Source organism: Acidovorax sp. Root568 (assembly GCF_001427445.1).
Lineage (GTDB): Bacteria > Pseudomonadota > Gammaproteobacteria > Burkholderiales > Burkholderiaceae_C > Acidovorax > Acidovorax delafieldii.
This window is the reverse complement of the sequence record NZ_LMGP01000010.1, coordinates 173107-192527: the sequence shown is the minus strand read 5'-3', so window position 1 is coordinate 192527 and position 19421 is coordinate 173107. Positions and strand designations below refer to the sequence as shown.

Sequence of the window (19421 nt, the reverse complement as noted above, 5' to 3'; positions counted from 1 at the left end):
AGCATTGCTTGCGCCGACTAGATAATGAATGGCGAATGGGTTTATAAGACTGGCTAACCAATCAATCCAGAGAATCAGACATGGCGAGACGCAACCTGAACGATCTGATGGCCTTTGTCACCGTGGCGCGCGAGGGCAGCTTCACCCGGGCCGCAGCCACTCTGGGCGTCACGCAGTCCGCGCTGAGCCAGACCATCCGTGGCCTTGAAGAGCACCTGCAGATCCGGCTGCTCACACGCACCACGCGCAGCGTCTCGCCCACACCAGCGGGCGAACGCCTGATGCAAGCCATCGGTCACCGCTTTGACGATATTGAGGCCGAGCTGGATGCGCTCACCGCACTGCGCGACAAACCCGCAGGCACTGTGCGCATCACCTGCGGCGACCACGTCATGCACACCACGCTGCTGCCCAAGCTCATGCCACTGTTGCACGACAACCCCGACATCACGCTGGAGTTCGACATGAACTACGGCTTTCGCGACATCGTGGCCGACCGTTTTGACGCCGGGGTCCGCCTGGGCAACACCATCGACAAGGACATGATTGCCATGCCCATCGGCCCGCCGCTTCGCATGGCCGTGGTCGCATCGCCCAGCTACTTTGCCGCCCATCCCATTCCCAAAACCCCGCACGACCTGACGGCGCACCGGTGCATCAACCAGCGCATGCCTACCTCGGGCGGCCTGTACGTGTGGGACTTTGCGCGCAAGGGCAAACAGGTCAACGTGCGGGTGGATGGCCCGCTGATCTTTAACACCGCCCCGCCCCAGGTCGATGCAGCGTTGGCCGGGCTGGGCATTGCGCTGCTGCCCGAGGACGAACTGGCCACCCACATCGAAGACGGACGCTTGGTCCGAGTGCTGGAAGACTGGTGCCCACCGTTCGCGGGCTACCACCTGTACTACCCCAGTCGGCGTCAGCCATCGCCTGCGTTTTCGCTGGTGCTGCAGGCGTTGCAGCTGCGGTGAAGAGACTGCTTGCAAGCACGCGGGTGGCTAGAGATCACGAGGCTGCGAATACGAACAAGGGTTAGACAGCGGCCTGTTGCGACCCCTTGTCACGTTGGAGCGATTCAGTGCTTGACTTAGAGTGCACTCCAACTTTCAGAATCGTTCCCATGGCATCCCTCCTCACCATTGCCGAAGTCGCCGAACGCACGGACCTGACCGCGCACACGCTGCGCTACTACGAGCGCGCCGGGCTGATTGCGCCCGTGGCGCGCGCGCCAGGTGGCCAGCGCCGCTATGCGGCTTCGGACATGGAATGGATCGGATTCCTGCTGCGCCTGCGCGAGACCCAGATGCCCATTGGGCAGATGCAGGCCTTTGCGCGGCTGCGCAGCGAAGGGAACGCCACCGCCCCCGAGCGGCGCCAGTTGCTGGAACAGCACCTGGCGCAGGTGCTGGCAACGATCACCACGATGCAGCAAGCCGCACAGGCGCTGCAAGCCAAGATCGCGCACTACCAGGGCCTGGAAGCTTCCCTTCGGTCCACCCCGTCGGCCACCCACCAAGGAAGCTCCCATGTCCCCCGAAACCCAACCCCGCTATCTCCAGGGCCTCGCCAAGCTGCGCGAAATCGACGGCCACGCGGGTGAGCGTGTCGTCGCCAGCCTGGCCGACATCGCCCCCGACTTTGCGCGCTACCTGATCGAGTTTCCGTTTGGCGACATCTATTCGCGCCCCGGACTCGATCTGCGCAGCCGCGAGATTGCAGTCATCGCCGCACTGACCGCGCTGGGCAACGCCACGCCACAGCTCAAGGTGCATTTGCAGGCGGCGCTCAATGTGGGCGTCACCCGCGAAGAGGTCGTGGAGGTGCTGATGCAAATGGCGGTGTACGCAGGTTTTCCGGCCGCGCTCAACGGACTGGCCGCGGCACGCGAGGTGTTTGCAGCAGCCGACGCACAACCAGAGACCGCTTGAAGCGCCCTGCCGCCCCGCCCTGTCCTGCCGGATGCGACTGCTGCGGAGCGACCGCCTATTTGGCGGCCCCCACCGGCATCGGCCGCACCAGCCGCACCGGCAGCTTGCTGGCCCGCGCGGCATCGCCGCGCGCCTCGCCGGTGGACAGGTTCACCGCCCAGCCGTTGATCATGGCCGCCTGCCGCGCGCCATCACCCGCCCGGCTCTGGGCGATGTTGCCGTAGGTGTACTGGTTGACGCTGGGCGCGCTCACGTTGGCGGTGGACGTCCAGTGCCACTGGCCCGGCGCCGCCGGGAACAGAAGAGGGTTGAGGCCCGGGTGCGACAGCGCCTTGTCCACCAGCCGCTGCAGCTCTGTCGCACGGGGCAGGCGCCAGCCCACACCCTCGGCCTTCCAGCGGTCAGAGGCCAGCGCCGTGGCCTCGGCACGGTCCAGCAGCAGGGGCTGGCCCGTGCAGGTTTTGCCGGTCCATTGCATGCCCTCCACACAGCGTGGCCAGGCCAGGCCGGCACGCTGGTCCAACACATAAGCGCCATCGGCGGACAGGTACCAATCGGCGGCCACCTGCGAATCGGCGGCCTGCGCAGGCCCGGCCAACAGGGCAACCAACAGCGGGGGGATGAGCGGCAACAATGTTTTCATGGGCAAAGCAGGGGCAATGAAAGCCAGGTACAGGTCCGGGGGCAGAGAGGCATCACAGGATGCCTTGGCGACACCCTAACCCGGCAGCGGCCCGCGCGCCACCCACCAGGTCAAGAAACCCGCGCGGCCCGCCGCTTGTCCGTGCGGCCACCCACGCCCACTCCTGCCAGCGTGCCTGACGCGGCCAATGCCTCGGCCAGGAACCCCACAAACGCCTGCACCCGCGTCGAAAACTGGTGCCGCTGCGGGTACACCGCGTAGATGTCGGCCGCAGGCGTGTGGTACTGCGGCAGCACGGGCTCCAGCAGGCCCTGGGCCAGATGACGGTTCACGTCCCACTCGGCGCGCATCACGATGCCGTGGCCCTGCAGCGCCCACAACACGGCGATCTCGCCGTCGTTGGTGGTGAGGTTGCCGGTGATCTTGATCGACTCGGTGTGCGCCTTGCTGCCACGCCCGGTGGTCAGGCGCCACAGGCCGTAGGCCTCGTCGCCCTGGCGGATGCCGATGCACTGGTGCTCCATCAGGTCGCGCGGCACGCGGGGCCTGCCATGCTGCTCCAGGTAGGCGGGTGCGGCGCACAGCACGCGCCGGTTGGGGGCCATGCGGCGGGCAATCACGCGGCCGTCGGGCGGCTCGCCAAAACGCACGCACACGTCGTAGGCATCGTCGGTGATCGGTGGCGGGTGCACCGACAGCTGCAGCTGCACATCCACTTCGGGGTACTGGCGCACAAAGTCCGAGATCACGGGGGCGATGTGCATGCGGCCAAAACCCAGCGTGGCATTCACGCGCAGCAGGCCCTTGGGGCTGGCCTTGGACTGCACGATGAGTTCATCCAGCGCATCGATCTCGCGCAGGATGCGGCGCGCATGCTCCAGCAGCAGCTCGCCCTCGGGCGTAAGGCTCATGCGCCGGGTGGTGCGGTTGATGAGCACCACACCCAGGCGCTTTTCCATCTGCGCCAGGTGTTTGCTCACGGCGGCGGTGGAGACACCCATTTCGCGCCCGGCGGCGCTCAGGCTGGGGCTGGCCGCCAGTGCCGAGAAGAAGCCCAGTTCTGCGGGCTGGATGGTAGAGCTCATCGCCGCATTATCAACTGCAGGTTAACGATGGATTCACTTGAGCGCCGTTTTTACAACGAGCGGATGCCTACAGTCGCTCTCACTGTTTTTGTTCCACCCGTTTTTTCGCGGCAAGACATCCCCGCAGGCCTTCCCCAACGCTTTCACACACCAAGACCAAAGACCTTCATGAAAACCTACCAAATCGCCACCATCCCCGGAGACGGCATCGGCAAGGAAGTGATTCCCGCCGGCCAGCGCGTGCTCGAAGCCCTGGCCGCCCGACATGCGGGTCTGCAGTTCCAGTTCGAAAACTTTGGCTGGGGCGGCGACTGGTACCGCGCCCACGGTGTGATGATGCCGGCCGACGGGTTGAATGCGCTGCGCGGCAAGGACGCCATCTTGTTCGGCTCAGCCGGCGACCCGGACATCCCCGACCACATCACGCTGTGGGGCCTGCGCCTGAAGATCTGCCAAGGGTTCGATCAGTACGCCAACGTGCGGCCCACGCGCATCCTGCCGGGCATTGATGCGCCCCTGAAGCGCTGCACGCCCAAGGACCTGGACTGGGTCATCGTGCGCGAAAACTCCGAGGGCGAATACTCGGGCGTGGGCGGCCGCGTGCACCAGGGCCATCCCATCGAGGCGGCGACCGATGTGTCCATCATGACCCGCGTGGGGGTGGAACGCATCCTGCGCTACGCCTTCCGCCTGGCCCAATCCCGCCCCCGCAAGCTGCTCACCGTCATCACCAAGAGCAACGCGCAGCGCCATGCCATGGTGATGTGGGACGAGATTGCCGCGCAGGTGGCCACCGAGTTCCCTGACGTGAAATGGGACAAGGAGCTGGTGGACGCCGCTACCGCCCGCATGGTCAACCGCCCTGCCACGCTCGACACCATCGTGGCCACCAACCTGCACGCCGACATCCTCAGCGACCTGGCCGCCGCGCTGGCGGGCAGCCTGGGCATCGCGCCCACCGGCAACATCGACCCCGAGCGCCGATACCCCAGCATGTTCGAGCCCATCCACGGCTCGGCATTCGACATCATGGGCAAGGGCCTGGCCAACCCCATCGGCACCTTTTGGTCGGTGGTGATGCTGCTGGAGCACCTGGGCGAGGCCGACGCCGCCCGCGCAGTGATGCAGGCCATCGAACAGGTCACCGCCAACCCCGCCCTGCACACCCGCGACCTGGGCGGCACGGCCACCACGGCGCAGGTGACCGACGCCGTGTGCGCGCTGATCAGCAGCACGCAGTTGCAAAAGGCCGCCTGAGCTGCGTGGCCCCAACACACTGCGCCCTGCCCCACGACCCGATGAGCACGCACATCGACACCCAGGCTCGCCACTGGCTGCGCAGCATGTTCGACGCCGCCATCGCATCCGCGCAGCCCGCGATATGTCTGCCGCCGCACCTGCCTGCCCCGCCCCGGGGCCGCACGGTGGTGATCGGCGCGGGCAAGGCATCGGCGCAGATGGCGCAGGTGCTGGAGGCCCACTGGCCCACGCCGCTGTCTGGCGTGGTGGTCACACGCTACGGGCATGCTGCCGCCTGCCAGCACATCCGCGTGCTGGAGGCTGCCCACCCCGTGCCCGATGCGGCGGGCCTGGCTGCTGCGCATCAGATGCTGGCCGCAGTGGCGGGCCTCACAGCAGAAGACCTGGTGATTGGCCTGTGGTCGGGCGGCGGCTCGGCGCTGCTGCCCTTGCCGCTGCCGGGCATCACGCTGGCCGACAAGCAGGCGCTCAACCAGGCCCTGCTGCGCAGCGGCGCCAGCATCGGCGAGATGAACTGTGTGCGGCGCCACCTCTCGGCCATCAAGGGCGGGCGGCTGGCCCTGGCCTGCAGCCCCGCCCGCGTGGTCAACCTGGTGATGTCCGATGTGCCGGGCGACGACCCGCTGGACGTGGCCTCGGGCCCCACCGTGGCCGACCCGACCACCCGTGCACAGGCGCTAGCCATCTTGCAGCGCTACCGCATTGCTCTGCCGCCCGCCGTGCTGGCCGCGCTGGACACTGCCGCCAGCGAAAGCATCAAGCCTGGCGACACCCGACTGGGCCCCATCACCACCCACGTCATTGCCACGCCCGACTTGGCCCTGCAGGCGGCGGCCCAGGTGGCGCGCCAGGCGGGCATCGAGCCCACGCTGCTCGGCGACGCGCTGGAGGGCGAAGCCCGCGACATGGGCACCGTGCTGGCCGGTGTCGCCCGCTACGCCGCCAAGACCCCGTCACCACGGCACCGCGTGCTGCTGAGTGGCGGTGAAAGCACTGTCACCCTGCGCGCACCGGCACCAGGGCAAGCCATGCCAACCCCGGGGCGCGGCGGGCGCAACGTGGAATGCCTGCTGTCCCTGGCCCTGTCGCTCAAGGGCTTGCCCGGCGTGTACGCATTGGCCGGGGATACCGACGGTATCGATGGTCTGGAGCCCGTGGCAGGCGCCATCGCCACGCCCGACACGCTGGAGCGCGCCGCCGCGCTGGGCCAACACGCCACCGCCGCGCTGGACGCACACGACGCCCACTCCTTTTTTGGCGCGCTGGGCGACGCCGTGGTCACCGGGCCCACGGGCACCAACGTCAACGACTTCCGCGCGGTCCTGATCGCAGCCACGGGCTGACGCCATGCACCGACGTCCCTAGCCCAGCAACCACAAGAACCACAACCCAACGGAGACAACCATGACACGCATTGCAACCCCGCACCACCCACCATCAACGCCGCCCACAACGCCCTCCACACGCCGGCACCACCTGCTGGCGCTGGCCGCTCTGGCTGGCGCTGCCTGTACCCTGCCCAGCGCACCGGCGCTCGCGCAGGCCTGGCCGGCCAAGCCCGTCACCATCGTTGTGCCCTTTGCGGCCGGCGGTACCACCGATGTGCTGGCCCGTGCGCTCGGCGAAAAACTGGGCACAGCCCTGGGCCAGCCCGTGATCGTGGAAAACCGGGGCGGCGCGGGCGCCACCATCGGGGCCGACTACGTGGCCAAGGCCCCTGCCGACGGCTACACGCTGCTGATGGGCGCGGTGCACCACACCATTGCAACGAGCGTGTACAAAAAGCTCAACTACGACTTTCAAAAGAGTTTTGCACCCATCACCACCGTGGCGCTGGTGCCCAACGTGCTGGCCGTGAGTGCGGCCACGCCCGCCAAGGACGTGAAGGAGCTAGTGGCGCTGATCAAGGCCACGCCCAACAAGTTCTCCTACGGCTCCAACGGCGCGGGCACAGCACAGCACCTGATCGGCACGCAGTTCGCCACGTCCATCGGCCAGCCCCTGCTGCATGTGCCCTACAAAGGCAGCGGCCCGCTCACCACCGACCTGCTGGGCGGGCAGGTGTCGATGTCGTTCGACACCGTCACCCCTGTGCTACCGCACATCAAGGCGGGCAAGCTGCGCGCCCTGGCGGTGACCACGGCCAAGCGCTCGTCCACCCTGCCCGATGTCCCCACGCTGCAAGAAAGCGGCTTTGCGGGCTTTGACATAGGCACCTGGTTTGGTGTGCTGGCCCCCGCCCGCACGCCCGCCGATGTGGTGGCGCGGCTGAACACCGAAATGGTCAAGGTCATCCAGTCGCCCGATTTTCAGAAGCGCATGCAGGACATTGGCGCCGAACCCATCGGCAACACCCCCGCGCAGATGGCCGAACAGATTGCGGCCGACACCGCACGTTTTGCCAAGCTGGTGGCAGACAACAAGATCACCACCGACTGACCCGGTGGCAAAGAGCGGTTGCACAGAGTCGTCGCACAGGGTGGCTGGCGAGGTGAATGGTCAAGGTGGGTTGGTATAAACCTGCGATGACCGACACCGCCGCCCCCATTGCCAACACCGCCCCCGCAGCCCTCGTCCGCGCGCTGGAAGAACGCGCCTTCAACGCCTGGCCCGCGCACCAGACGGTGTTTCACCGGGGCTGGGTGTTCCGGCTGTCGGGCGGCTACACCAAGCGCGCCAACTCGGTCAACGCGCTGGTGCCTGGCGCGCCGTTTGACGGCGTGCGCGAGGCGGCGGTGGCGCTGTATGCGCGGCATGGTTTGCCCGCCGTGTTCCGCATCTCCCCCCTGGCCCCGGCCGAGGCCGACCAGGAGCTGGCGGACGCGGGCTACCAGCACTTTGACCCCTCGCTGGTCCTGCACCGGCCGCTGGCGCTGGGCGCGGTGCCCCGGCCCGACGGCAGCACCGTGGTCAGCGCCTCGCCATCGCCCGCGTGGCTGGAAGGTTTTGCGGCGGCCAACGGCGTGGCGCCGCACCACCGCAACCTGCACCGCAGCATCCTCGACGCCATCGCCCACCCGGTGGGCTATGCGCTGCAACACGACGCCCAAGGCCATGCCGTGGGCTTTGGCCTGGCGGTGCTGGAGCGCGGCGCGGTGGGCCTGTACGACCTGGCTGTGGCGCCTGAACACCGGGGCGGCGGACGCGGGCGCGCGCTGGTGCAGGCGCTGCTGCACTGGGGCATGGAGGCCGGTGCAACCAGCGCCTACCTGCAGGTGCGGGCGCAGAACACGCCTGCGCTGCGGCTGTATGAATCGATGGGGTTCAAGACGGCCTACGGCTACCACTACCGGGTGCCGGGCTGAGATTGGCTTCTGCACCTCTCCCACAGGATGCGAGAGAGCCAGGACCAACGCTGAGGCCCACGCAGTGCCTTCACGCGTTGGTTGGAAGCCAAACAGGCCGCAAGCGCTAGTGGATCATGCGCCAGCTGCTATTGATTCAATAGCAAACCATTCACCGCTCAACGGTGGCTCAGCTTGCGCACCGCCCAGTCGCCCAGGCTTTGGACGGCTTGCACAAAGAAAATCAGCACCAGCACCACGGCCAGCATGATCTCGGGCAGAAAGCGCTGGTAGCCGTAGCGGATGCCCAGGTCGCCCAGGCCGCCGCCGCCGATGGCACCGGCCATGGCCGAGTAGCCGGTCAGGCTCACGAACGTGATGGTCAGGCCCGCCACGATGCCGGGCAGCGCCTCGGGCAGCAGCACCTTCCACACGATCTGGCTGGTGGTGGCGCCCATGGCCTGCGCGGCTTCGACCAGGCCGTGGTCCACCTCGCGCAGCGCGGCCTCGACCAGGCGGGCCACAAACGGGGCAGCGGCAATGGTCAGTGGCACCACGGCTGCGGCCGTGCCGATGGACGAGCCGGTGATGAGCCGCGTGAACGGGATGATGGCCACCAGCAGGATGATGAAGGGCGTGGACCGCACGGAGTTGACCAGCCAGCCCACCAGCTTGTTGACGGGGCCGTTCTCCAGCACACCGCCGTCATCGGTCAGGCGCAGGAACACGCCCAGAGGCACCCCCAGCAAGCCGCCCACCAGGCCGGAGATGCCGACCATGATGAGCGTCTCCCACAGCGACGAAGCAAACAGATCCAGCATGGCTGGCGTGAAGTTGTTGAACATGATGTGTGCTCCCTCTTAACCGGCCACGGCCACTTCTTCCACCTCGACCCCGCCCGCGCGCAGGTGCGCCACCGCGCCGCGCACGCTCTCGGCCTCGCCACTGGCGTACACGGCCAGCGAGCCAAAGGTTTCGTCCTGGATCTCATCCACCTGCCCGTGCAGGATGCTCATGTCCACGCCAAACTGGCGGATCAGCTGCGACAGGATGGGCTGGTAAGCGCTGTCCCCGGCGTACGACAGGCGCAGCAGCTGGCCGGTTCGTCCTGCGCTCAGTTGGCCTGCCAGCTTGCGCACATGGTCCAGCACGCTGGCGGGCAGCTCTTGCGGCAGGATCTCGTCGATCAGGCTCTTGGTGATGGCCTGCTGCGGGCGGGTGAACACGTCCAGTACCCGGCCCTGCTCCACGATGCGGCCAGCCTCGATCACGGCCACGCGGTCGGCCACCTGCTTGATGACCTGCATCTGGTGGGTGATCAGCACCACCGTCAGGCCCAGCTCGCGGTTCACCTGGCGCAGCAGGTCGAGGATGGAGCGTGTGGTCTCCGGGTCCAGCGCCGAGGTGGCTTCGTCGCTCAGCAGCACCTTGGGGCGGCTGGCCAGCGCACGCGCAATGCCCACACGCTGCTTTTGCCCGCCGCTGATCTGCGCCGGATAGCGGTCGGCCAGGGCCGACAGGCCCACCAGCTCCAGCAGTGGGTTCACACGCTCGCGGATGGCGGCCTTGTCCATGCCCGCCAGCTCCAGCGGCAGCGCGGCGTTGTCAAACACGGTGCGCGACGACAGGAGGTTGAAGTGCTGGAACACCATGCCGATCTCGCGGCGTGCCTCGCGCAGCTGCGCGTCGTTCAGCTGGGTCAGGTCCTGCCCGCCCACGATGACCTGGCCCGTGGTGGGCCGGTTGAGCAGGTTGATCACCCGCACCAGCGAGCTTTTGCCCGCGCCGCTCTTGCCGATGATGCCGAACACTTCGCCCGGCTGGATGGTGAGGTCGATGCCCTTGAGCGCCTCGACCGGGCCTTGTGAGCCCTGGTAGGTTTGGGTGATACCCCGTAGTTCGATCATGAAACACAAAGGGCCGCCACACGCCGGGCGGCGCGGGTTCGGCCCCAAAAGACACAAAGATCAGGGAATGTACTATTGCGCCATAAAGAATCAAACTATCAAAAAATAAAGTAATAAGACATCAAAGTTATTTGCACGGTGTGGCCGACTCCAGACTACGCTCCCGCGGGCACCGCCACCCGGCCATTCACCTTGCGCGACACCAGCGCGCCCAGCACCAGCACCCCCAGCGCCGCCATCGAGAACACGGGAGCGATCCAACCCCGGTCCACACTGGCCGCCACCAGCAGCACCCCCAGCGATTGCCCCAGGAACAGCAGGCACGCAAACAGCGTGACCGCCGTGCCCCGGGCCTCGGGCGCCATCTGCGTGGCCTGCACCTGCAGCGTGTTGTGCAGCATGTAAAACCCCACCCCGGCAAAGAAGCAGCCCAGCACCCCCCAGGCCGCCACCGGCCCCCAGGCCAGCAGCAACAGCCCGGCAGCAATCAGCGAGGCGCCCATCAGCGCCAGGCCCCGCTCACCCAGCAGCGCCAGCCAGCGGCGCGCCAGCAGGCTGTAGATGAGCCCGCCCACGCCATACAGCACCATCACCCCACCGGCCGCCGAGGCCGACAGCCCAAACCCGTCCACCATGCGCGCGGGCACAAAAGCCAGCGTGCCAAAGGCCAGGGCGCCCTCCACCGCCACCACGGTCAGCACCCAGCGCACCCGGGGCATGCGCAGCAGCGCGGCCGTGTTGGCCAGGTACGCCGACAGCGAAAAAGCAGGCGGTACCGCACCGCCAGCCGCAGGTGCCGGGGTGCTGGCCGCCATGGCGCGGTCTTGCCGCCAGAGCAGGCTCGCGGCGGTCAAAAACAGCAGCGACAGCACCACAAACGCAGCCCGCCAGCCCAGCGCCTCGACTGCAAAGCCGCCAAACCACTGCCCGGCCATCATCCCCGACACCGTGGCCACCATCAGCTGCGCCAGGGTCTCCTGCCGCTGCTCGTACGGCACGTTGTCGCCAATCCATGCCATCGACAGCGGGATGATGCCTGCCGCCGACGCCCCCATGGCCGCACGCGACGCCACCAGCACCGGCAGCGTGGGCGCCAGCGCCGTCACGCCGCTGAAGAGCGCACAGGCAAACGTGGCGCCAATCACCACGCGCACCTTGCCCAGCCGGTCGCCCAGGGGGCCATAAAACAACTGCAGCACGCCATAAGACACGGCAAACGCCGCGATGACGGCCGACGCATCGCCCGTGGTGACAGAAAACTCGCGTGCCAGGGACACCAGCATCGGGTCGCAGACACGCATGGAAGCCATGCTGCAAAAGGCTGCCAGGCTGATCACCCGCAGCATCGTCGAAGAAGAGGTCATATGACCCGATTGTGGTGCGGCCAGCGCAAGGTTGCTGGCGCGGGGTGGCATGCACCCCGGTGGCTCAAGGTCAGGGAGAGGCGCGTTGGACACACCAGCGCGTTCCGTTGATGGTTGGCGAACGACATCCAGCGCATCAACCCGCCCAACGCCCACCGGGACGGACGAGCTGCAAACGGTGAATGCCGAACGGCGAAAGGTCGGGAGCAGCCGTCCTCAGCCCTTGCCCCCATTGAAACTGGTGTCGAACGTGCCCCGCACATCCAGCCGCTGCTTGATGAGGCCTGCCGCCAGGTAAAAGTCGGCCGTCTTCTGCTGGTCGGCCAGCACCTGGGCGTCGATGTCCTGCCAGCGGGTGGCGCGGCGCTCAAACTGCAGCTGCGCCGCATCGGCCGGAATGCCCACGATGCGCGCCAGCGACTGGCCAAACGGCTTGGCGTTCTGGTACGACCACACCTGCGCACGCGCCACGCGCTCCTTGAAGTCCGCCAGCGCCGCACGCTTTTCTGCCAGGGCCGCATCGGTGGCCGCCAGAAAGCTCAGGCCCGACCACAGGCCCCGGCCGCTGACCAGCACGCGCGCATGGCCGCTGGTCTCAGCCAGTGCGGTGTAGGGCTCCCAGGTGGCCCAGGCATCAACCGAGCCCTGCGTCAGCGCCAGCTTGGCGTCTGGCGGCGGGATGAAGCGCAGCTGCACATCGTCGGCCATGAGGCCCGCCGACTCCAGCGCCTTGAGGGTGACCAGATGGCCGATGGAGCCCCGGTTGGTGGCAATGCTCTTGCCCTTGAGGTCGGCCGCCGTCTTGAGCGGCGAGTGGGGCGCCACCAGCACGGCCGTGCCGTAGGCATCAGAGCGGCTGGCCGCAAACGCCTTGACCCGGCTGCCCGCCGCCAGCGTAAAAAGCAGCGGCGCATCGCCAATGGGGCCAAAGTCCACCGCGTTGGCGTTGAGCGCCTCGGCCAGTGGCGCAGCCGCCGGGAACTCGCTCCACTTGATGTCGTAGGGCAGGTTCTTGAGCTCGCCCGCTGCGTCCAGCAGCGCCTGCAGCCCACCCTTCTGGTCGCCCGCACGCAGCAGCACGCGTGACGAGTTTTGGGCATGGGTGAGGACGGGCGACAGGAACGAACTGGCAGCGACCGAGGCGGTCAGCAGATGGTGGAATTGGCGGCGCAGCATGGTGTGGTCAATGAAGGCAAGGTTGATTCGGCATTCATTGCATCACCCACCCCACGCGGCGCCAACGAAGGCTTGCAAGCATCCATATGCGGTTTTCGTATGCGCGCGCGGGGTGTGGGTGGGGTGGCCCGCTGGCCTGCGGCGCTCAGTAACCGCGCTCCCTGTCCACCACGTCGTGCAGCGGCAGCCCGGCCACAAAGCGCTGCAGGTTGCCCACAAACTTGCACGCCGTCACCTCCGCAGCCCCTTGTGCGGCCCACGACACATGCGGCGTGATGCGCACACGCGGGTGGTGGTACAGAGGGTGGCCGTCGGGCAAAGGCTCGGGGTCGGTCACATCCAGCGTGGCGCCCGACAGGCGGCCCGCATCCAGCGCATGCAGCAGTGCCTGCTGGTCCACCAGGGCGCCGCGCGCAATGTTCACCAGGTGCAGTCCCGGCCGCGCATGGGCCAGCGTGGCCGCGTTGACGAGGTGGTAGGTCTGCGCGGTGATGGGCAGGGCCAGCACCAGGTGGTCAGACGCCGCCTGCAGCTGCTCGATGGAGCCCACCGCCTGCACGCCTTCACCCCCTTCACCCCGTCCATCCACCGGCGCCCCCCCACGCCGCAGCGCCACCACCTGCATGCCCAGCGCCTGTGCACGCAAGGCCACCGCGCGGCCAATGGCGCCATAGCCCGCAATGCCCAGCGTGCGGCCCTGCAGGGTGCCGGGTAGGTGCTGGTCCACCCGCGCAAAGGTCTCGCGCCATGGGTCGGCCCCTTGCACGCGCAGTGTGTCCCAGTCGCGCTGGTGTGCCAGCAGCGCCGTGATCACATATTCGGCAATGGGCACAGCCGCCACACCGCGTGAACATGTCACCAGCGGCACCTGCAGCAACCAAGGCGGAAAGAAGTCGATGCCCGCCGACGCCACATGCACCCACTGCAGGCGCCCCGGCCAGCCCGCCGGGGGCTGCGCGGGCGCATTGCGCCAGCCATTGCGCGGGCCGGTGAACAGCACATCAGCATCAGCGGCGCGCTCCCATGCAGGCACAGCGGCATCGTCGGCCAGGGCCACGGGCAAGCCCGCTGCGGCCACCAGGGCATCGGTCTCGGCACCGGTCTGGTTCAACACCACCAGGGGGCGGGGGGCCAGCACGGCATTCATGGCGTATCCGTTCTCATCGTCTCAGCCCAGGCCCAGCGCGCGGCGGCCTGCGGCAATGTGGGCGCTGTCCTCCTGCGGGGTGTGCACACGGCCACACAACACATCGCGCAGGTGACGCTCCAGCGGGTTTTTGCGTGCCAGGCCGTGGTTGCTGGACAGCTGCAACGCCGCCTGCACCACGTCGATGGCGTTCTGCGTGGCCACGGTTTTGACGAGGCCGCTGTCCACCGCAGGCACCAAGGTGCCGGTGTCCAGGTCATGCGCCACGCTGGCGATCAGCCGGTCGTTGGTGAGCAGCAGGGCCTCGATGCGGCCCACGGCCTCCTGGGCGCGCGGCAGGCTGGACAGGGGTGCGCCCAGGTTGGCGGGCGTGCGCTCGCGCAGAAAGCGCACCACCCAGTCGCGCGCTGCGCGGGCCACGCCCGTGTACAGCGCGCCCAGCATCACCGTCATCTCGGCCAGCATGGCGGGCTCGCCACGGGCCCAGTCCTGCGGGAGGCGCACATCGAGCGCGTGGTCGTGGGGGGTCAGCACGTCCTGCAGGATCACATCGTGGCTGCCACTGGCGCGCAGGCCCAGGTGGTCCCAGGTGGCGTCGATGCGGATGCCGGGCGAACCGGCCCGCACCAGGAACGAGCCCACGCGCGGCACCTCTTCATCGGTGCGGGCCCACACCACATACCAGCGCAGGATGGGCGCGCCGGTCGAATACACCTTGTGCCCGCTGATGCGCCAGCCCTCGGCCGTGTGCCGCGCCACTGTGGCAGGCAGGCCGCCGCGTGCGGGCGAGCCCAGCTCGGACTCCACGCGCAACGCGTTGATGAGCGACACCTCGTTGTGCGACTCGTGCACCAGCTGCCGGGCCAGCGCCCGCGGCCAGGGGGAGCCGGGCCGCCCCATGCCGCGCTGCTGGATGTACTGCATGGTCAGCACCAGCGCCGTGGCCGGGCAGCCCTGGCCCACCGCGCCAATCACCTCGCCCAGTTGCGCGGCCGACGCGCCCTGCCCGCCCAGCGTGCGCGGCGCGGCCAGCGCCAGCAGGCCGGCCTGCTGCAGGTCGGCAAAGTTCTGGTGCGGAAAACTCCCGTCCCGGTCATGCGCCACGGCGCGCTCGGCAAACTCCACCGCCAGCGTGCGCGCCACCTGCCCCCAGGTCAGCGGCGCGTTCATTGCAGCACCTCGGGCTGCTGCCGCACGAGGATGTCGAACAGGCTCCTGAAGGCAAACTGCGCGCCGCCGGGCCCGCCGATCTGTGCATGTGTGTGCTGCGCGATCTCATGGCGAATGAGTCGGGGCGCGCCCGCCGCCTCGGCCAGCAGCTGGGCCTGGCAGGCGTTCTCCAGCGCGATGTACCACCACGCCGCCGCCTCCACCGACGGCCCCGCCGTCAGGATGCCGTGGTTCTGCAGGATCACCGCCTTCTGCGCACCCAGCGCCTTGCCAATGCGAAAGCCCTCGTCCGTCTCCAGCACCACCCCCGTGAAGTCGTCGAACAGCGCGTGGTCTTCATAGAAGATGCACGAGTCCTGCGTCAGCGGGTCGAGCTTGCGGCCCAGCGCAGACCACGCCTTGCCATATGTGGAATGGGTGTGGGCCGCAGCAATGATGTCGGGCCGCGTCTCGTGCAACGCCGCGTGGATGGCAAACGCCGCGCGGTTCAGCGGGCCCTGGCCGATGACGATCTCGCCTGCCGCGTTCACCAGCAGCAGGTCGGACACCTTGATCTGCGAAAAATGCACGCCCAGCGGGTTCACCCAGAAGTGGTCCGTCCACTCCGGGTCGCGCGCAGTGATGTGGCCTGCCAGCCCGTAGTCAAACCCCTGCTGTGCAAACAGCCGAAAGGCCACGGCCAGGTTCTCCTGCCGGTAGCGGCGCTCGGCCTGCAGCGTGGGGCGCGGGCTGGGCGCATCAAACCAGTCCTTGCGCTGCGGCGTGGGGTTGCGGGCGAGGTCGGTGGCGGGCAGGGGCTTGAGGACGGCAGACATGGGTGGCGGCTTTCCAGATCGGTGAGGTGGACGAAAGAGAAACGAACCCGCCCACCATAGGGGTGCCCCCGCCCCGCGCCAACGAAGAAATCCGCGTGACCACATACAGTTTCTGTATGAAGCAAGGGGCGCAGGCAGCGCACTCCCCGATTTGAGCCAGACACCATGAACGGCTGTCGAATGCGCTGACTCGCGGAGGGCGACATGCACCGACCGGTTCTGACGCCATGGCGCGCCGAAAGTGACGAGCCTGCACGGCAGGAGGCTACCGCAGCCAGCTCAGTCACAAACGGCCTCAGCCCCGGCTGATCAAACACATTCGGCCTTCTGGAGCCCAAATCCCCTCGGTGCGAAAGTCATCGTGTGGGCATCTGCGCACGGACACCACATTAGGACGGGAGCTCTCCAGTCGCAGCAAAGGCATCTACGCAACCCCTCCGCGCGAAGCCCTAGCTCTCGAAACCACTACAGATCAGAAGAGCTCGCCCAGAGCCTATTGATCAAGCGTGCGTGTGGGCATGTTCACCATTTACCCTTGCCGCATGGCCGCAGTCCGGTGACAACGGCATCCCAGACAGCCGGGCGGATGGACAACACTCGGTCTCGACTAGTCAATCAGAGGAGCCCTCCCGCAGTCATCTCGCCTTCCGAATCTGAGGCCTCTAGCTAACGACGAAGTGGAGTGCATACTGTTCCAAGTCACACGAAAAAAGTCCTGAGTCAGCTCAGCCTTACGTACTCACCAATTGCCCCTTCACAAATTTTTATTGACCCATGATCGACTTTTCGAAAATTCGCGAATGCAGTATGAAAATGCAGCCATTCAGATGGGCTGAAATTTCGGACCTCTATTCAAAGGCTGACTGCGCCGCACTTTCCAAGACCTATCCCCACGATCACTTCCGCACCGTCGAGGCTTATGGGGGAGAAAAAGACTATCGATACGACGCCCGATCCCTGATTCCGATGGGAGAGCAAACCATATCGCACGCCGAATCCCTGAGCCCTTATTGGTACCAACTGGCACAAGACCTACTTTCTGCAGAATACCGGCTTGCCATGTCGTCCATTACTGGCATTGACCTGACTAGCCTGCCGATGGAGGCGCATGTTTATCACTACGGCCCTGGCGCACTTCTGGGCCCCCATCGCGATCTCCCCGAGAAAATTGTCACCCACGTTTTTTATTTCAACGACAAGTGGCATCCCATGGACGGTGGCTGTCTGGCCATCCTGAATTCTTCCGATGCAAAGGACGTTGCTGCTCTGGTAAACCCGACCATTGGGAATTCGGCCACCTTTGTCAGGTCGGACACTTCTTGGCACGAAGTGACACGGGTATCGGAGCAAGCTACTCAATCCCGACGGAGTGTGACCGTGACGTTCTACCAACCCGGATCCATCAGCTCAATGTGGCCACCAGGGGTGGATATGGAACTGCATGACTACCCAAGCTGAATAGCCCGCGTGCCACGCGCTGGCATCTTTGGCGCAGCTAGTTTCTCAACCTGGGCATTTCGTGATGTTGCCGTCAAGCGGCGCCTGCATTGAATCCTTAATTACCGTAAATACATGAACAGGCAGTCATTTCTGCGACCCGCCCATCTATTTATTCCCTGGGAACATAGAGAGCTTATTTTCTCATTGATTCAACGTGAAATCACTTCCCGTTATCGAAATTCACTCATGGGATTGATCTGGTCAATCATCACCCCTGCATTTACCCTTCTTGTCTACACCACCGTATTCACCAAGGTATTTACTGTTCGCTGGCCCGATAGCAATGAATCCCCTACTGAATTTGCACTGCTTATTTTTATCGGTATGACGATTTTCAATTTTTTTTCGGAATGCGCGCTCCGCGCACCGACAATGATTGTATCCAATACAAATTATGTAAAAAAAATTCAATTCCCACTTGAAATTATGCCCTGGATCAATCTGGGGGTAGGCTTATTTCATATGCTTGTGAGTTCAATCGTATGGCTTGCTTTCTATGGATTGACAATTGGAATTCCGCCCGCATCTTCTTTCATCTATCTTTTTGTTTTAATTCCAATCTGCCTCTACATACTCGGCATTTCCTGGATCCTGAGCGCACTCGGCGTCTACTTTCGTGATATCAATCACATTATTGGTGCACTTTTACTACCGATCATGTTCTTGACCCCTGTATTTTATCCAATCAGTGCACTCCCCCCTGAATGGCACCAAGCAATGGGCTTGAACCCCCTGGCACAGGTGATTGAAGATGCACGTACGGCATTATTCTGGGGAGGCATGCCAAATATCATAAAATGGGGTACATCGATCCTATTTTCCGGCGTCTTCGCGATAGCAAGCCTTTGGTTTTTTCAGAAAAGCCGCGAGGGATTTTCCGATGTCCTCTGAATTCGCCATTGAAGTCGACAAAATCAGCAAGTGCTATCAAATTTATGACAAGCCACGTGACCGACTGCTGCAGATGCTCCCTTTTGTCGGGCAGCAGCGGTTCCGCGAATTCTGGGCACTGAAAGACGTCTCATTCCGTGTCCGCAAGGGAGAATCCCTCGGTATTATTGGACGAAATGGAAGCGGAAAATCAACTCTGCTCCAACTGATCTGCAACACGCTGCGCGCCACGTCGGGGCAGATTCAAGCCCGAGGGAAGATAGCGGCACTGCTCGAGCTTGGGTCAGGATTCAATCCAGAATTCACAGGCCGTGAGAATGTCTATCTCAATGGAGCACTGCTTGGATTGAAAAGAGCGGAAATAGATGCAAAGTTTGACGAAATTGCCGACTTCGCCAATATCGGAGACTTCATCGACCAACCGACCAAGACATATTCCAGCGGGATGCTTGTGCGCCTGGCATTCTCGGTGTCCGTCTGCGTGGAGCCCGACATACTGGTCATCGATGAGGCTCTTGCCGTCGGTGACGCCTCCTTTCAGTTCAAATGCTTGGGTCGGCTAGAGAACCTGGCAGGAAAAGGAACAACTCTTCTGTTTGTGTCCCATGACATGAGCATGGTCAAGAGATTCTGCAACACCGCGATCTATCTCCATGAAGGACTGTTGAAGGCATTTGGATCTCCTGAGACGATTTCCGAAATGTACCTGCTGGACATGCGGGACGAGCAACGCCGCTGGGCAAGCGGCGGAAAGATTCCAGTGACGAGAAAACAGGAGGTCAACGGTGCACGCATTGCATTTGGGACAACGGAAGGAGAGGTAATCTCCGCCAAATTCACCAACACCGGAAGCCACTATTCGTCATTTGTCTATGGTGAGACAATCGAGATCGTCGTCAGCTATAGAATCAGCAAGTCAGTCTCATTACCCAATATCAGCATTACCATCCAGGAAGCACGGCTGCTCGTCGTTGGTGGAAAAAATTTTGTGCTTCCCCTCACCAATTCTGACATCGACGGGGAAAGTGGAACAGTCACCTTTCACGTCCCAGCGATACTGGCAGCAGGTCGATACTACATCACCATCAAGCTGATGAATGGTCGCACCGAGGAGACCTCACTCCTGATTAACAAGCAAGTGGGGATACTGAGTTTTGATACGGTAGCGCGCGGAAATGACCCTTTTCTTGGTATCGTCGATCTGGGAATCGAAGCAAAAAACCAGGCAACCAGCTTTCATGGCGGATGAAT

19 protein-coding genes are annotated in these 19421 nt (G+C 65.0%); 10 read left to right on the top strand and 9 right to left on the bottom strand.

Annotated features, from left to right (window positions below; genetic code table 11):
• Positions 1-80: 80 nt before the first annotated feature.
• The 3 genes from ASD75_RS07465 (at position 81) to ASD75_RS07455 (ending at position 1928) form a co-directional block, all read left to right on the top strand.
• The gene (locus ASD75_RS07465) at positions 81-971 is read left to right on the top strand and encodes a LysR family transcriptional regulator (protein ID WP_056744411.1); all 891 of its coding nucleotides are present in this window, start codon (positions 81-83) and stop codon (positions 969-971) included.
• A 149-nt stretch (positions 972-1120) separates the two neighbouring features.
• Positions 1121-1600, top strand: a complete 480-nt coding sequence (locus tag ASD75_RS07460) for a MerR family transcriptional regulator (RefSeq protein ID WP_056744408.1) — start codon at positions 1121-1123, stop codon at positions 1598-1600.
• Positions 1527-1928 (top strand): carboxymuconolactone decarboxylase family protein, encoded by a 402-nt coding sequence (locus tag ASD75_RS07455; RefSeq protein WP_056744406.1) that lies wholly within the window; start codon positions 1527-1529, stop codon positions 1926-1928. The genes ASD75_RS07460 and ASD75_RS07455 overlap by 74 nt, the downstream gene beginning before the upstream one ends.
• Before the next feature lie 55 nt (positions 1929-1983).
• On the opposite strand, the gene ASD75_RS07450 is transcribed toward ASD75_RS07455, so the two are convergent.
• Together ASD75_RS07450 and ASD75_RS07445 are read right to left on the bottom strand one after the other, a co-directional pair.
• Positions 1984-2571: a DUF1566 domain-containing protein gene (locus ASD75_RS07450; RefSeq protein ID WP_056744404.1), complete on the bottom strand. Its 588-nt coding sequence runs from the start codon at positions 2569-2571 to the stop codon at positions 1984-1986.
• 110 nt (positions 2572-2681) lie between these two features.
• Positions 2682-3656 (bottom strand): LysR substrate-binding domain-containing protein, encoded by a 975-nt coding sequence (locus ASD75_RS07445; protein ID WP_056744402.1) that lies wholly within the window; start codon positions 3654-3656, stop codon positions 2682-2684.
• Between the two features lie 168 nt (positions 3657-3824).
• Between ASD75_RS07445 and ASD75_RS07440 the strand changes: the two genes are divergently transcribed.
• From ASD75_RS07440 to ASD75_RS07425, 4 genes are all read left to right on the top strand, one after another.
• Positions 3825-4913, top strand: coding sequence for a tartrate dehydrogenase (locus tag ASD75_RS07440; RefSeq protein ID WP_056744400.1), 1089 nt, complete (start codon positions 3825-3827; stop codon positions 4911-4913).
• A gap of 41 nt (positions 4914-4954) precedes the next feature.
• Complete coding sequence (locus ASD75_RS07435; protein WP_056744398.1) at positions 4955-6259, top strand: glycerate kinase; 1305 nt, start codon at positions 4955-4957, stop codon at positions 6257-6259.
• Positions 6260-6320: 61 nt separating this feature from the next.
• The gene (locus ASD75_RS07430; protein WP_056744396.1) at positions 6321-7355 is read left to right on the top strand and encodes a tripartite tricarboxylate transporter substrate binding protein; all 1035 of its coding nucleotides are present in this window, start codon (positions 6321-6323) and stop codon (positions 7353-7355) included.
• Positions 7356-7441: 86 nt separating this feature from the next.
• Positions 7442-8221: an N-acetyltransferase gene (locus ASD75_RS07425; RefSeq protein WP_200947570.1), complete on the top strand. Its 780-nt coding sequence runs from the start codon at positions 7442-7444 to the stop codon at positions 8219-8221.
• A 158-nt stretch (positions 8222-8379) separates the two neighbouring features.
• Here the strand turns inward: ASD75_RS07425 and ASD75_RS07420 are convergent, their stop codons facing one another.
• From ASD75_RS07420 to ASD75_RS07390, 7 genes are all read right to left on the bottom strand, one after another.
• Positions 8380-9045: a methionine ABC transporter permease gene (locus ASD75_RS07420; RefSeq protein ID WP_056744394.1), complete on the bottom strand. Its 666-nt coding sequence runs from the start codon at positions 9043-9045 to the stop codon at positions 8380-8382.
• A gap of 15 nt (positions 9046-9060) precedes the next feature.
• Complete coding sequence (locus ASD75_RS07415) at positions 9061-10107, bottom strand: methionine ABC transporter ATP-binding protein (protein ID WP_056744393.1); 1047 nt, start codon at positions 10105-10107, stop codon at positions 9061-9063.
• A gap of 155 nt (positions 10108-10262) precedes the next feature.
• Entirely contained in the window at positions 10263-11471 is a 1209-nt protein-coding gene (locus ASD75_RS07410) for an MFS transporter (RefSeq protein WP_235511565.1), read from the bottom strand.
• Between the two features lie 216 nt (positions 11472-11687).
• Positions 11688-12647: an ABC transporter substrate-binding protein gene (locus ASD75_RS07405; RefSeq protein ID WP_056744389.1), complete on the bottom strand. Its 960-nt coding sequence runs from the start codon at positions 12645-12647 to the stop codon at positions 11688-11690.
• Between the two features lie 145 nt (positions 12648-12792).
• The gene (locus tag ASD75_RS07400) at positions 12793-13794 is read right to left on the bottom strand and encodes an NAD(P)-dependent oxidoreductase (RefSeq protein ID WP_056744387.1); all 1002 of its coding nucleotides are present in this window, start codon (positions 13792-13794) and stop codon (positions 12793-12795) included.
• 21 nt (positions 13795-13815) lie between these two features.
• Positions 13816-14964, bottom strand: a complete 1149-nt coding sequence (locus ASD75_RS07395; RefSeq protein ID WP_056744385.1) for an acyl-CoA dehydrogenase family protein — start codon at positions 14962-14964, stop codon at positions 13816-13818.
• Positions 14961-15779 carry a class II aldolase/adducin family protein gene (locus tag ASD75_RS07390; RefSeq protein WP_056744384.1) on the bottom strand — a complete coding sequence of 273 codons (819 nt, stop codon included), beginning with the start codon at positions 15777-15779 and terminating at the stop codon, positions 14961-14963. The genes ASD75_RS07395 and ASD75_RS07390 overlap by 4 nt, the downstream gene beginning before the upstream one ends.
• Positions 15780-16553: 774 nt before the next feature.
• On the opposite strand from ASD75_RS07390, the gene ASD75_RS07385 reads away from it, so the two are divergent.
• From ASD75_RS07385 to ASD75_RS07380, 3 genes are all read left to right on the top strand, one after another.
• Positions 16554-17237 carry a 2OG-Fe(II) oxygenase gene (locus ASD75_RS07385; protein ID WP_056744381.1) on the top strand — a complete coding sequence of 228 codons (684 nt, stop codon included), beginning with the start codon at positions 16554-16556 and terminating at the stop codon, positions 17235-17237.
• 114 nt (positions 17238-17351) lie between these two features.
• Positions 17352-18170: an ABC transporter permease gene (locus ASD75_RS23230; RefSeq protein WP_082564935.1), complete on the top strand. Its 819-nt coding sequence runs from the start codon at positions 17352-17354 to the stop codon at positions 18168-18170.
• Entirely contained in the window at positions 18160-19419 is a 1260-nt protein-coding gene (locus ASD75_RS07380; protein WP_056744379.1) for an ABC transporter ATP-binding protein, read from the top strand. Before ASD75_RS23230 ends, ASD75_RS07380 begins: the two co-directional genes overlap by 11 nt.
• Positions 19420-19421: the final 2 nt, after the last annotated feature.